Origin of the sequence: Actinophytocola sp. (assembly GCF_035712165.1) — a bacterium.
GTDB lineage: Bacteria > Actinomycetota > Actinomycetes > Mycobacteriales > Pseudonocardiaceae > DASYTH01.
In genome coordinates, this window is record NZ_DASTBH010000021.1 from 1 (window position 1) to 12,079 (window position 12,079).

Sequence of the window (12,079 nt, forward strand, 5' to 3'; positions counted from 1 at the left end):
GTCAGCACGGTCACCGCGATCTCGTCGTAGGCGGCGAAGCACGCGGCGGCCGCGTCCCGCAGCGCCGGATCCCGGCCGGCATGCACGAACAGCTCCAGCGAGGCGATCTGCTCGCGGTCGAACGGAACGCTCTCGGCGACCCGGGCCACCAGCTCGGCCGCCTGCTCCAGCGACACCACCGCGCCGCGGCGCGCCCGCGCCTCCCCGAGCAGCCGTGCGGTCTCTTCCCGGATGAACAGCAGCAGGCTCTCCCGCAGCAGCTCCTCCTGCGTCTCGAAGTGGTAGGTCAGCGTGCCGAGGGACACGCCGGCCTCCCGCGCGATGCGCCGGTTGGTCACCCCGCCGATCCCCTCGGCGCCGACCACCCGCAGCACCGCCCGCAGCACCCTGGTCCGGGTGCTTGTCACGGAATCTCGTAGGGCGGCGTCAGCTCGTGCCATTGCCGCACTCCTTCCAGCTGGGCCGCGAGCGAGATCAGCAGCTCCTCGCCGTCGGCCGGACCGAGCAGCTGCGCGCCGACCGGAAGCCCGGCCCGGGTCAGCCCCGCCGGCACGTTCATCGCCGGCCAGCCCAGCACGTTCCACGGCCAGGCGTACGGACAGGCGTTGATCATGACCCGGTCGGTCTGCCAGCCGCGCAGCCCGTCGATCGCGCCGACCGGCAGCGGTGGCGCCGCGGTGGTCGGGGTCAGCACCACGTCCACCGCGTCGAAGATCCGGCCCACCCGGCGCTGGAACAGGCCGAGCGTGGCGCGCGAGACCCGCAGCGCGGGGCCGCCCAGCCACCGGCCCACGTTGCCGTTGCCCCGGGTCCGCGGGTCGAGCAGGGCCTGGTCGGGCACCCGGCCGCACCAGTCGGTGACCCCGGCCAGCGACCGCGGCAGGAAGTTCAGCCCGATCAGGCCGTAGGCCGGCTCGGCGGCGACCACCTCGTGGCCGAGGTCGCCGAGCGCGGCGGCGATCCGCCGCACCCCGGCCAGCACCTCCGGGTCCGGCCGGACGCCGCGCGGTCCGCCCCACGGCGGCCGCAGCGACAGCGCGATCCGCAGCCGGCCCGGCTCCCGTCCGGCCGCCGCGCGGAACACCCCGCCCGGCCCGGACCGGTCGTGGTGGCCGGACAGCACGTCGAGCAGCAGCGCCGCGTCGGCGACCGTGCGGGCCAGCGGGCCGCAGGTGGTGATGCCGTTGAACAGTTCGGCGTCGGGCAGGCAGGACAGCCGGCCGCGCTGCGGCTTGATGCCGACCAGGTTGGTCCAGGCCGCCGGGATGCGGATCGAGCCGGCCCCGTCCGAGCCCACCGCGGCCGGCACCAGGCCGGCGGCCACCGCCGCCGCCGACCCGCCGGACGACCCGCCCGGAGTGTGCCCGGTGTGCCAGGGGTTGCGGGTGACCCCGAACGCCTCGCCCTCGGTGACCGGCCACTGGCCGAACTCCGGGGTGTTGGTCTTGCCGACGATCACGGCGCCGGCCGCCTTGAGCAGCCGGACGAGCTCGCAGTCGGCCAACTGGACCGGGAAGTCGCCGGGGGCGCCGAACGCGGTCGGCTCGCCCGCCAGGTGGATGTCGTCCTTGATCGCGATGGGCACGCCGAGCAGCGGGGCACGTTCGCCGGCCGCGATCCGGCGGTCGGCCTCGGCGGCCTCGGCGAGCGCGGCGGACTCGCGCACCCGGCGGAAGGCGTTGAGCGTCGGCTGCGTGGCGGCCACCCGGGCGAGCACCCCGGTGACCAGTTCGGTGGCGGTCGGGGTGCCGGCGGCGAGCCGCGCGGCCAGGGTCTCCAGCCCGGCGAACCGGAGCTCCTCGGTGTGCGGTGTGACCACGGCGGCCTCCCTGTTCGTTCGAACGAACGATAACACGGTTGGGCCGCACCGACCGGACAGGTGATGATGATGGCGATGAATGTGCAGTCCCGCGTGCCCGTGCGTCGCCCGCCGGTCGCCCTGTGGCGGGTCCCGGTAGCCAGGGTCGAACCGGTCACGCCCCGGATGACCAGGGTCACCGTGGCCGGCGCCGAGCTCGCCGGGTTCCCGGGCGCCGGTACCGACCAGAACGTGATGCTCTACTTCTATCCCGACGACGTGACCCTGCCCGACCCGCTGACCCTGGAGTCGGCCAGGGCGATGTGGTCCCGGGCCCGGCCGCAGACCCGCACCTACACGGTCCGCCGGCACGACCCGGCGGCCGGCGAGGTCGACTTCGACTTCGTGCTGCACGGGGCGCACGGCCTGGCCTCCGCCTGGGCGCAGCGGGTCCGGCCCGGCGATCCGCTGATCTTCGTCGGGCCCTCGCCCGCCTACCGGCCCGCCCCGGAGGTGCACAGCTACCTGCTGGCCGGGGACGAGACCGCGCTGCCGGCCATCGCCGCGATCCTGCGCGTGCTACCGGCCTCGGCCCGCGCCCGGGTGCTGGTCGAGGTGGCCGACGCCGCCGAGGAGCAGCCGCTGCCCAGCCCGGCCGCGACCGAGATCACCTGGCTGCACCGCGACGGGCTGCCGGCCGGCGGAAACGACCTGCTGGACCGGGCCGTGCGCGGCGCGGACCTGCCCGCCGAGACCGAGGCCTGGGTGGCCGGCGAGCGCACCGCGGTCCTCGCGGTCCGGCGGCACCTGCTCGACGAGCGGGGGTTCGCCCGGCACCGGGTGCGCCCGACCACCTACTGGCGGCACGGCCAGAGCGGCAACTGACCAGGAACCTCACCGCGTCCGCGAGCGTTTTCTGGACAACCGGCCGGACGACACCACGGAGGCGCCAGGACGTGCACAAGCACTACAACGGGGTGAAAACCGCCCTGCTGCTGGGCGGCATGACGGCACTCATCCTGTTGGTGAGCTCGTTGTTCGGACGCACCGCGTTGCTCATCGGCTTCGGTGTCGCGCTGCTGATGAACGGCTACGCCTACTTCAACTCGGACAAGCTGGCGCTGCGCGCCATGCGGGCGTACCCGGTGTCCCAGGCCGAGCAGCCGCTGATGTACCGGATCGTGCGGGAGTTGGCGGTCTCGGCCCGCGCGCCGGTGCCGCGGCTCTACGTCAGCCCGACCGCGGCGCCCAACGCGTTCGCCACCGGCCGCAACCCGCGGCATGCCGCCGTGTGCGCCACCACCGGCCTGCTGGAGCTGCTCGACGAACGCGAGCTGCGCGCGGTGCTGGCGCACGAGCTGTCGCACGTCTACAACCGGGACATCCTGATCTCGTCCGTGGCCGGCGCGCTGGCCAGCGTGATCGCGGTGCTGGCCAACCTGGCGATGTTCGCCGGGCTGTTCGGCGGTTCCGACGACAACCGGCCCAACCCGCTGGCCATGCTGGTGCTCGCAGTGCTCGGCCCGGTCGCGGCCGGGGTCGTGCAGATGGCCGTCAGCCGGTCCCGCGAGTACCAGGCCGACGCCTCGGCCGCCGAGCTCACCGGCGACCCGCTGGCGCTCGCCTCGGCACTGCGCAAGCTCGAGGCCGGCACCCGGGCCCGGCCGCTCGCGCCCGAGCCGGCGCTGGTCTCCCAGTCGCACCTGATGATCGCCAACCCGTTCCGCCCGGGCGAGCGGGCCGCCCGGATGTTCTCCACCCACCCCCCGATGGCCGACCGCATCCGCCGGCTCGAGGAGATGAGCTTCTAGCTCCGGGCCCCGGCGGCCAGCGCCACCGCCATCACGTACTCGCCGTAGCCCGACTTGGCCAGCTCCTGGCCCAGCGCGTAGCACGCCTGGGCGTCGATGAAGCCGCGCTCCAGCGCGATCTCCTCCAGGCAGGCGACCCGGACCCCGGTGCGGTGCTCGAGCACCTGCACGAACTGGCTGGCCTGCAGCAGCGAGTCGTGCGTGCCGGTGTCCAGCCAGGCGAACCCGCGGCGGAGGTCGATCAGGCGGGCCCGGCCCTGGCGCAGGTACGCGGTGTTCACGTCGGTGATCTCCAGCTCGCCCCGGGGCGACGGGGTGAGCGCCCTGGCGATCTTGACGACCTCGTTGTCGTAGAAGTACAGGCCGGTGATCGCGAGGTTGGATTTGGGTCGGGCCGGCTTCTCCTCGATCGAGATCAGCCGCCCGGTGTGGTCCACCTCGCCGACGCCGTACCGGTTGGGGTCCTTCACCGCGTAGCCGAACAGCACCGCGCCGTCCAGGTTGGCCACCGCGTTCTGCAGCATGCCGGTGAAGCCGGTGCCGAAGAAGATGTTGTCCCCGAGCACCAGCGCCACGTCCTCGTCGCCGATGAACTCGTCGCCGATCAGGAACGCCTCGGCGAGCCCGTTCGGGGCCGGCTGCTCGGCGTAGCTCAGCTGGAGGCCGATCCGGGAGCCGTCGCCCAGCAGCCGCCGGAAGTTGGGCAGGTCCACCGGGGTCGAGATGATCAGGATCTCGCGGATGCCGGCCAGCATCAGCACCGACAGCGGGTAGTAGATCATCGGCTTGTCGTAGACCGGCAGCAGCTGTTTGGACACGGCCTGGGTGATCGGGTGCAGCCGGGTGCCGCTGCCGCCGGCGAGGACGATGCCTTTCATTGGGCTCCCACGGGGCGATAACTTCCCGAGTAGTAGGTGAGGCACAAGTGTGAGGGGTCGCGATGCCCGAGGCGGCGACAGACGCAACAACCGCCGGCATCCGGGAGCGCGGGCGCGCCGACCGGTATCACGAGCAGCTGTGCCGCGTGGCGTACCTGGTCGGCTTCTACGGCGCCCGCGCCGGCCACACCCGCAACCCCGATCTGACCGAGCTGGTCCGTCAGCTGGACGAGATCACCCGGGACGGTCAGCGGTAGTTGGTGAACTGCAGGGCGATGCCGAAATCGGCGCCCTTGAGCAGCGCGATGACCTCCTGCAGCTGGTCCTTCTTCTTGCCGGAGACGCGCAGCTGGTCGCCCTGGATCTGGGCCTGAACGCCCTTGGGGCCCTCGTCCCGGATCTTCTTGGCGATCTGCTTGGCCTTGTCCGAGGCGATGCCCTGCACGAGCGTGCCGGTCACCTTGTAGACCTTGCCGGACACCGCCGGGTCGCCGACGTCGAACGCCTTCAGCGAGATGTTCCGCTTGATCAGCTTCTCTTTGAACACGTCGATCGCGGCGCGGCAGCGCTCCTCGGTCTCCGCCTGGATGGTCACGGCCTCCTCACCGGACCAGTTGACCTGCGCTCCGGTGCCACGGAAGTCGAACCGCGTGGACAGTTCCTTGCTCGCCTGGTTCAGCGCGTTGTCCACCTCCTGCCGGTCGACCTTGCTCACCACGTCGAACGACGGGTCCGCCACGTGCCTTGCACCTCCACGATGAGGACTGCGGATTCGGCCCGGATGCTACCCGCTCAGCCCCCATCCCGACCCCCACACCGGTTGCACCCCTCACCGCCCCGTTGGGTATGGTTTCGCCCGACCGGCCCACCACCGCCGGTCCCCGGCGGGTTGCCCGAGTGGCCAAAGGGAGCTGACTGTAAATCAGCCGCGAAAGCTTCGGAGGTTCGAATCCTCCACCCGCCACCACCAGTTAAAACAGCCCCGTGACCAGCGTTGACAGGTCCGGGGTTGATCTTTGTGCTGGTCAGGTGCGGCGGCGGAGGACGCGGGCGCCCTCCACGAGCAGGACGATGCCGATGATGGCCAGGATCAGGCCGATCACCAGCCAGGTCTGGGAGTTGGTCATGAAGCTGCCGCCGATGACGCCGGCGCCCTGAAGGGTCCAGACGCCGCCGAGTAGGAAAGCCAGTGCCCCGAGGCCGATCAGCAACTTGCCGCGCATGGGACCTAATGGTGCCGAGTGAGACCGCCGGCGGGAAGGGGCGCGGTGTCCGACCCCGCGGCTAACCTGCGGGCGCATGACGGCACTCACGGCGGCGCGGATCCGAGTCGCCCGGACGCACGCGCAGGGCCTGGCCGGCGAGCCGGCGACGTCGGTGGCCGGCGCGGTGCGCCGGGTGGTCGGCCTGCAGGCGCAGGACGTCCGGGCCAGCCGGCTCGCCGTGCGGGCCCGCTCCATGGGCCTCACCCGGTCCGATGTGGACAGTGCGGTCACCGCGCGCCGGGTGGTGCGCACCTGGGCCATGCGCGGCACGCTGCACATGCTCGCCGCCGAGGACCTCGGCTGGATCGTGGGTCTGCTCGGCCCGCGGTTCGCCAAGGGGCTGGCCGGCCGGCGCCGGTCGCTGGGGCTGGACGAGGCGACCTGCGAGCGCGGCCTCGCGGCGATCAAGGCCGTGCTGACCGGGTCCGAGCCGCTGGAACGGCCCGAGCTGGTGACCCGGCTGGCCGACCACGGCATGCCGCTCGACCCGGCGACCCAGGCCCCCGCTCACCTGATCGGCTACGCCGCCATGTGCGGGCTGGTCTGCCGCGGACCGGAGACCGGCGCCGATGAGCCGACCTACGTGCTGGTGGAGGAGTGGGTCGACACTCCGCCGGCGGTGCCCGCCGAGACGGCCCGCGCCCGGTTGGCCCGCCGCTACCTGGGCGGCAGCGGCCCGGCCGGCGCCGAGGACTTCGCCGCCTGGTCCGGCCTGCCGCTCGGCGAGTCCCGGGCCGCGTTCGCGGCGATCGCCGACGAGGTGGAGTGCCGGGACGCACCCGGGGGCAAGCCCCTGTTCGTCCTGGCCGGAGCCGGCCAGGACGAGGAAACGGCCGGCCCCCAGGTGCGGCTGCTCGGCCACTTCGACGGCTACCTGCTCGGCTACCGCAGCCGGGACCTGGCCGTGCCCGCGCGCTACGACCGGCGGATCCAGACCGGAGGCGGGTTCGTCATGCCGGCGGTCCTGGTGGACGGCCGCGCGGTCGGCACCTGGCGGCAGACCAGGGCGCGCAACCGGCTGGTGGTCGCGGTCGAACCGTTCACCACGATCCCGCGCCGGGTGCTGCCCGCGCTGCGGGCCGAGGTCGCCGACCTCGGCCGGTTTCTCGACGTACCGGTAGAACTCGATCTTCGCAGGTGAACCGCCGGTAGTGGACCGATCGGGCGCAGGTTTACGCCCAGTTAGCACAGTCGGCTTCTTGGACCGATCGGGGTACAGTAGCGCGACCATGACGTGTGCCCGCAACGCTGCGTCATCCGTGGCGCCCCACTGCGTCTAGTTCGCTCGGACCGCCAACGGGCCGAGGAGGTGTGCATGCCGGACCACCCTGGCACGGGCAATGTCGCCGAACCGTCGAAGCAGATGCCATTGCCGGCCGCCGACGAGGCGAGCCCCCGGCGGCGGTTCGTCTACTTCTCCGCGGCGGTGCTGACCTTCGGGTTGGTCTCGGCGGTGCTGGTGTCCTGGTGGCAACCGATGACCTTCGAGGTCAGGTGGATCTGGATCGGGGCCCTGCTGGTCGTCGGTTTCCTGATCGCCGAACTGCTCGCGGTGAACGTGGACGTCCGCGGCGGGGTGTCCTGGACCATCTCCTTCACCGAGATCCCGCTGGTGATCGGCTTGTTCGTGGCGCCGTTCCAGGTGGTGCTGGCGGCCCATCTGGTCGCGGGCGTGGGCACCTACCTGGCCCGCCGGGTGCAGGACCGGATCGTCTACAACACCGGTGTCTTCATCATCGAGATCGCCACCGCCTTCTCGGTGATGGTGCTGCTGGACTCGTTGCTCGACGGCCCCGCGTGGCCCTCGGTGCTGGCCGGCGCGCTGGCCGCGACGCTGTCCAGCACGCTTCTGGGTCTGGCCGCCATGCAGGTCCTGGCCCGTCCGATCCGGGCCGGCGCCGCCGTGCGCCTGGTGCTGCGCACCCTGGCCCTCGCCGTGGTCAACGCCTCGGTCGGCGTGGTCGGCTACGAGGTGGCCACGCAGGTCGAGGGCGGCACGCCGCTGGCGGTGGTCGCACTGGCCGGGCTGGCGGTGCTCTACATGGCCTACTCCGGGCTGGTCCGCGAGCAGCGCGACCTGGAGACGCTCTCCGAGGTCAGCCTGGTCGTGGCCAGGTCCGGCCACCAGGCGGCGGCCCGTCCGGCCAGCGGTCTGGACGACACCGTCGAGGTGGTCGACGACGCCGAGTGGCACGGCATCGCCGACCGGATCCGGGACCAGCTCGGCGCCACCCGGGTGGTGCTCCGCCTGCAGTTCTCCAGCCACGGGCCGATGATGACGTTCCAGGCGGGCGACCCGTTGCCGGAGCCGGCCGGTGCGCTGGAGGTCACCGGCGTGCGCGCGGATCCGCTGCTGCGGCTGCCCGGTTCGCACGTGCGGCACTTCCGCCGGTCCGACGCGGTCCCGGAGATCCGCCAGGCGCTGGTCCGGCGCGGTGTGCACGAGGCGCTGGTGGTGCCGCTGCGCAGCGCCAGCCATCTGATCGGCATCGTCGAGGTGCACGACAAGCTGTCCCGCTGGCGCGGCTTCGGCCAGGCGGACCAGCGCATGATCGGCACCACCGCGAGCCACCTGGCCACCGCGATCGACAACCGCCGGCTGCTGGCCACGCTGCGTCACGACGCTTACCACGATCCGTTGACCGGGTTGCTCAACCGGCCGGGTTTCCGCCAGGCGGCCGGCCCGCAGCTGCGGGACAACCCGAAGTCCGTCGTGATGCGGCTGGACCTCGAGGTGCTCCCGACGATCAGCGACGCCCTCGGCTACGCGTGGAGCGACCGGATGGTGATCACCGCCGGGCGCCGGCTGCGGGACGCGCTGGGCGCCGAGGTGCCGCTGGCCCGGCTGGAGAGCGGCACCTTCGCCGTGCTGCTGGCGGGCGCCTCGCTGGAGCAGGCGCACGCGACCGCGGAGCGGCTCTGTGTGGAGCTGTCCGCGCCGTACCAGGTCGACCGGCTCACCGTGGAGGCCGGATCGGTGGCCGGGTACTCCTCGCCGTCCACGATCGCCGGCGGCCACGGCGGCGCCGAGATCGACACCAACCTGAGCACCGCGCTGGACGTGGACACCCTGCTGCAGCGGGCCGACGTGGCGTTGCGGGCCGCGCGCAGCGCCGGTGAGCGGGTGCGGGCCTACCTGCCGAGCATGGGCCAGATCTACCTGCGCCGGTTCCAGCTGGTCAGCCAGTTCCGCCCGGCCCTGGAGACCGGCCAGGTCAAGGTGCACTACCAGCCCAAGGTGGCGCTGCCCACCCGGCAGGTGGTCGGGGTGGAGGCGCTGGTCCGCTGGCGGCATCCGGAGTTCGGGCCGCTGGACCCGGACGAGTTCGTGCCGGCCGTCGAGGCGGCCGGGCTGGTCGACGCGCTGACCGACTTCGTGATGGACCAGGCCCTTGGCCGGGCCCGCAAGTGGCTGGACGCCGGCCTGCGGATCTCGGCCGCGGTGAACATCTCGGTCCGTTCGCTGGCCGACGAGACGTTCCCGGACCGGGTCGCGCAGCGGCTGGAGCGCCACCAGGTGCCCGCCGGGCTGCTGACCCTGGAGCTGACCGAGTCCGGGGTGATGGCCGACCCGCAGCGGGCGCTTCCGGTGTTGCGCCGGCTGCACGCGCTCGGCGTGGTGCTCGCCGTCGACGACTTCGGCACCGGGTACTCCTCGCTGGCCTACCTGCGTCAGCTTCCGGTGGACGAGGTGAAGATCGACAAGAGCTTCGTCCTCGGCATGGGCTCCGACCTGGGCGACCACGCCGTGGTGCGGTCGATCGTGGAGCTGGGCCACTCGCTCGGCCTGACCGTGGTGGCCGAGGGGGTCGAGGAGGACATCGCCCGGGACCAGCTGGCGGCGATGGGCTGCGACGTGGCCCAGGGCTACCTGATCTCGCGGCCGCTGTCGGAGTCCCGGCTGGAGGCCTGGTTGCAGGCCCGCACCGTCCAGGCGCAGGGGGTACGTGACGAGCTGGTGCTCACGCTGATCTCGTGACAAACCCGGTTTCGCAACCCCCGGCAGGCTTGTGTACAGTCTTCAACGCTCACGATGTGCACGAGCGCGCCCCAATAGCTCAGTCGGCAGAGCGTCTCCATGGTAAGGAGAAGGTCTACGGTTCGATTCCGTATTGGGGCTCGATGATCTTTGTCGCGGTGCTCGGATCGGGCACCGCGGCATAATCATGTCGAGGCGGTGTAGCTCAGCTGGCAGAGCAAGCGGCTCATAATCGCTGTGTCGCCGGTTCAAGTCCGGCCACCGCTACCGCAAGCCTAGTGAAAGAGGAGGCCAGACCGTGGCTGCCACAGACGTGCGACCGAAGATCACGATGGCGTGCGAGGAGTGCAAGCACCGCAACTACATCACCAAGAAGAACCGGCGCAACGACCCGGACCGCATGGCGCTGAAGAAGTTCTGCCCGAACTGCGGCAAGCACACCGCGCACAAGGAAACCCGCTGAGCGCGCTCGCCTGACCCATGCCCCTGGACGCGTCGTTCAACGGCCGGGTGTACCCACCCTCGCCGGTCTACGAGGTCAGTCGCGAGAAGATCAAGGAGTTCGCCGAGGCGATCGGTGAGCAGAACCCGATCCACTTCGACGCCGAGGCCGCCCGCGCGGCCGGCCATGCCGATGTGCTGGCTCCGCCCACGTTCCTGACCATCGTCAACATCCGGGCCATCGACGCGATCATCAGCGATCCCGAGCTGGGCCTGGACTACAGCCGGATGGTGCACGCCGAGCAGAGCTTCAGCTTCAGCCGCCCGGTGCGGGCCGGCGACCGGCTGACGGTGACCGCGCGCATCGAGGACGTCGCGACCCGGATGGGCAACGACTTCCTCGGGGTGCGCGCCGAGATCGACACCGAGGACGGCGAGCCGGTGTGTGTCGCGCGCGCCGCCCTGGTCGTGCGGAGACCCGAATGAGCGGGGCGAGCCGATGAACACCGCCGTCGGGGACGAACTGCCACCGCTGCAGGTCCGGCTGTCCCGGGCCGACCTGGTGCGCTACGCCGGCGCCTCGCTGGACTTCAACCCGATCCACTGGAACGAGGCATACGCCCGCGAGGTCGGGCTGCCCGACGTGATCGCGCACGGCATGCTCACCATGGCGCTGGCCGGCCGGCTGGTCACCGCGTGGACCGGCGACCCGGCCGCGATCGTCGAGTACGGCGTGCGGTTCACCCGCCCGGTCGTGGTGCCGGATGACGCGGACGGTGCGCTGGTCGAACTGTCCGGCAAGGTCGGCGAGCGGCGCGAGGACGGCACGCTGCGGATCGACATCACCGCGAAGTTCGACGGCCGCACCGTGCTCGGCAAGGCCGTCGCCCTCGTCCGGCCGAGGTGACGCCGCTCAGCGGGCCTCGCGGAGCAGTTCGCCCATCCTGGTGACGCCGGTGGCCAGGTCGTCGTCGCCCAGGGCGTAGGACATCCGGAAGTAGCCCGGGGTGCCGAACGCCTCACCGGGCACCACCGCGACCTCGGCGTGCTCGAGCACCAGGGCGGCGAGATCCACGCTGGTCTCCGGCCGGGCGCCGCGAATCTCCTTGCCCAGCAACGGCTTCACCGACGGGTAGGCGTAGAACGCGCCCTGCGGCACGGGTACCTCGATGCCCGGGATGTCGCCGAGCAGCTTGACGATGGCCTGCCGCCGCCGGTCGAACGCCGCGCGCATGTCGGCGACCGCGTCCAGCGATCCGGACACCGCGGCCAGCGCCGCCCGCTGCGACACGTTGGCCACGTTGGAGGTCAGGTGCGACTGCAGGTTGGCCGCCGCCTTGGTCACGTCCGCCGGGCTGATCATCCAGCCGACCCGCCAGCCGGTCATCGCATAGGTCTTGGCCACGCCGTTGAGCACCACACAGGTGTCGGCCAGTTCCGGCACGGCCACCGGCATGGACACCGCGCGCACGCCGTCGTAGGTCAGGTGCTCGTAGATCTCGTCGGTGACCACCCAGATGCCGTGCTCGACCGCCCAGTGCCCGATCGCCTCGACCTGCGCGCGGTCGTAGACCGACCCGGTCGGGTTGGAGGGCGAGCATATGAGCAGCAACTTGGTGCGGTCCGTGCGTGCCGCCTCGAGCTGCTCGACCGTCACCAGGTAGTCCTGGGTCTCGTCGGCGAGCACCTCGACCGGGACGCCGCCGGCGAGGCGGATCGCCTCCGGGTAGGTCGTCCAGTACGGCGCGGGCAGGATCACCTCGTCACCCGGGTCGAGGAGGGTCGCGAAGGCCTCGTAGACCGCCTGCTTGCCGCCGTTGGTGACGAGGACCTGCGCGGCCGTCACCTCGTAGCCGGAGTCGCGCTCGGTCTTCGCGGCCACCGCCTCCTTGAGGGCCGGCAGGCCG

General features: G+C 72.0%; 14 protein-coding genes and 3 tRNA genes. 11 read left to right on the plus strand and 6 right to left on the minus strand.

Annotation, left to right across the window (positions count from 1 at the left end):
• Both VFO68_RS01015 and VFO68_RS01020 read right to left on the minus strand, forming a co-directional pair.
• Window positions 1-407 (minus strand): TetR/AcrR family transcriptional regulator (locus tag VFO68_RS01015; protein WP_325156197.1); only part of this gene is annotated, 407 nt, incomplete at its 3' end.
• Window positions 404-1,819: an amidase gene (locus tag VFO68_RS01020; RefSeq protein ID WP_325156198.1), complete on the minus strand. Its 1,416-nt coding sequence runs from the start codon at window positions 1,817-1,819 to the stop codon at window positions 404-406. The genes VFO68_RS01015 and VFO68_RS01020, both read right to left, overlap by 4 nt.
• A 75-nt stretch (window positions 1,820-1,894) precedes the next feature.
• Here VFO68_RS01020 and VFO68_RS01025 point away from each other — a divergent pair, with 75 nt between their 5' ends.
• Both VFO68_RS01025 and htpX read left to right on the plus strand, forming a co-directional pair.
• Window positions 1,895-2,683 (plus strand): siderophore-interacting protein, encoded by a 789-nt coding sequence (locus VFO68_RS01025; RefSeq protein WP_325156199.1) that lies wholly within the window; start codon window positions 1,895-1,897, stop codon window positions 2,681-2,683.
• A 71-nt stretch (window positions 2,684-2,754) separates the two neighbouring features.
• Window positions 2,755-3,609 carry a zinc metalloprotease HtpX gene (gene htpX / locus VFO68_RS01030; protein ID WP_325156200.1) on the plus strand — a complete coding sequence of 285 codons (855 nt, stop codon included), beginning with the start codon at window positions 2,755-2,757 and terminating at the stop codon, window positions 3,607-3,609.
• Here the strand turns inward: htpX and rfbA are convergent.
• Entirely contained in the window at window positions 3,606-4,487 is an 882-nt protein-coding gene (gene rfbA, locus VFO68_RS01035) for a glucose-1-phosphate thymidylyltransferase RfbA (RefSeq protein WP_325156201.1), read from the minus strand. The two genes, htpX and rfbA, sit on opposite strands and share 4 nt — an antisense overlap.
• A 62-nt stretch (window positions 4,488-4,549) precedes the next feature.
• On the opposite strand from rfbA, the gene VFO68_RS01040 reads away from it, so the two are divergent.
• On the plus strand, window positions 4,550-4,744 hold the full coding sequence (locus VFO68_RS01040; RefSeq protein ID WP_325156202.1) for a hypothetical protein: 195 nt from the start codon (window positions 4,550-4,552) through the stop codon (window positions 4,742-4,744).
• Here VFO68_RS01040 and VFO68_RS01045 read toward each other — a convergent pair.
• Entirely contained in the window at window positions 4,735-5,226 is a 492-nt protein-coding gene (locus VFO68_RS01045) for a YajQ family cyclic di-GMP-binding protein (protein ID WP_325156203.1), read from the minus strand. The two genes, VFO68_RS01040 and VFO68_RS01045, sit on opposite strands and share 10 nt — an antisense overlap.
• Before the next feature lie 144 nt (window positions 5,227-5,370).
• Here VFO68_RS01045 and VFO68_RS01050 point away from each other — a divergent pair.
• Window positions 5,371-5,454: transfer RNA gene (locus VFO68_RS01050), tRNA-Tyr, on the plus strand.
• Window positions 5,455-5,512: 58 nt separating this feature from the next.
• Here the strand turns inward: VFO68_RS01050 and VFO68_RS01055 are convergent.
• The gene (locus tag VFO68_RS01055) at window positions 5,513-5,710 is read right to left on the minus strand and encodes a hypothetical protein (RefSeq protein ID WP_325156204.1); all 198 of its coding nucleotides are present in this window, start codon (window positions 5,708-5,710) and stop codon (window positions 5,513-5,515) included.
• Between the two features lie 76 nt (window positions 5,711-5,786).
• Here VFO68_RS01055 and VFO68_RS01060 point away from each other — a divergent pair, with 76 nt between their 5' ends.
• The 7 genes from VFO68_RS01060 to VFO68_RS01090 all read left to right on the plus strand — a co-directional run bounded on the left by VFO68_RS01060 (window position 5,787) and on the right by VFO68_RS01090 (window position 11,079).
• On the plus strand, window positions 5,787-6,893 hold the full coding sequence (locus tag VFO68_RS01060; RefSeq protein WP_325156205.1) for a winged helix DNA-binding domain-containing protein: 1,107 nt from the start codon (window positions 5,787-5,789) through the stop codon (window positions 6,891-6,893).
• A gap of 174 nt (window positions 6,894-7,067) precedes the next feature.
• The gene (locus VFO68_RS01065; RefSeq protein ID WP_325156206.1) at window positions 7,068-9,731 is read left to right on the plus strand and encodes an EAL domain-containing protein; all 2,664 of its coding nucleotides are present in this window, start codon (window positions 7,068-7,070) and stop codon (window positions 9,729-9,731) included.
• Between the two features lie 68 nt (window positions 9,732-9,799).
• Window positions 9,800-9,872 (plus strand) — tRNA-Thr (locus tag VFO68_RS01070).
• A gap of 53 nt (window positions 9,873-9,925) precedes the next feature.
• Window positions 9,926-9,998: transfer RNA gene (locus tag VFO68_RS01075), tRNA-Met, on the plus strand.
• 31 nt (window positions 9,999-10,029) lie between these two features.
• Window positions 10,030-10,194: a 50S ribosomal protein L33 gene (gene rpmG / locus VFO68_RS01080; RefSeq protein ID WP_349256574.1), complete on the plus strand. Its 165-nt coding sequence runs from the start codon at window positions 10,030-10,032 to the stop codon at window positions 10,192-10,194.
• A 17-nt stretch (window positions 10,195-10,211) separates the two neighbouring features.
• Window positions 10,212-10,658 (plus strand): MaoC family dehydratase N-terminal domain-containing protein, encoded by a 447-nt coding sequence (locus VFO68_RS01085; protein ID WP_325156207.1) that lies wholly within the window; start codon window positions 10,212-10,214, stop codon window positions 10,656-10,658.
• 13 nt (window positions 10,659-10,671) lie between these two features.
• Window positions 10,672-11,079, plus strand: a complete 408-nt coding sequence (locus tag VFO68_RS01090) for a MaoC family dehydratase (RefSeq protein WP_325156208.1) — start codon at window positions 10,672-10,674, stop codon at window positions 11,077-11,079.
• A gap of 6 nt (window positions 11,080-11,085) precedes the next feature.
• On the opposite strand, the gene VFO68_RS01095 is transcribed toward VFO68_RS01090, so the two are convergent.
• Window positions 11,086-12,079, minus strand: a 994-nt coding sequence (locus tag VFO68_RS01095) for a pyridoxal phosphate-dependent aminotransferase (RefSeq protein ID WP_325156209.1), incomplete at its 5' end; no start/stop codon positions are given.

What these genes read in the sequence shown, in the direction of transcription:
- VFO68_RS01025 (WP_325156199.1), top strand. Translation starts at nt 1,895, where the DNA reads ATGAATGTGCAGTCCCGCGTGCCCGTGCGTCGCCCGCCGGTCGCCCTG.
- rfbA (WP_325156201.1), bottom strand. Translation starts at nt 4,487, where the DNA reads ATGAAAGGCATCGTCCTCGCCGGCGGCAGCGGCACCCGGCTGCACCCG.
- VFO68_RS01040 (WP_325156202.1), top strand. Translation starts at nt 4,550, where the DNA reads ATGCCCGAGGCGGCGACAGACGCAACAACCGCCGGCATCCGGGAGCGC.
- VFO68_RS01055 (WP_325156204.1), bottom strand. Translation starts at nt 5,710, where the DNA reads ATGCGCGGCAAGTTGCTGATCGGCCTCGGGGCACTGGCTTTCCTACTC.
- VFO68_RS01060 (WP_325156205.1), top strand. Translation starts at nt 5,787, where the DNA reads ATGACGGCACTCACGGCGGCGCGGATCCGAGTCGCCCGGACGCACGCG.
- VFO68_RS01065 (WP_325156206.1), top strand. Translation starts at nt 7,068, where the DNA reads ATGCCGGACCACCCTGGCACGGGCAATGTCGCCGAACCGTCGAAGCAG.
- VFO68_RS01085 (WP_325156207.1), top strand. Translation starts at nt 10,212, where the DNA reads ATGCCCCTGGACGCGTCGTTCAACGGCCGGGTGTACCCACCCTCGCCG.
- VFO68_RS01090 (WP_325156208.1), top strand. Translation starts at nt 10,672, where the DNA reads ATGAACACCGCCGTCGGGGACGAACTGCCACCGCTGCAGGTCCGGCTG.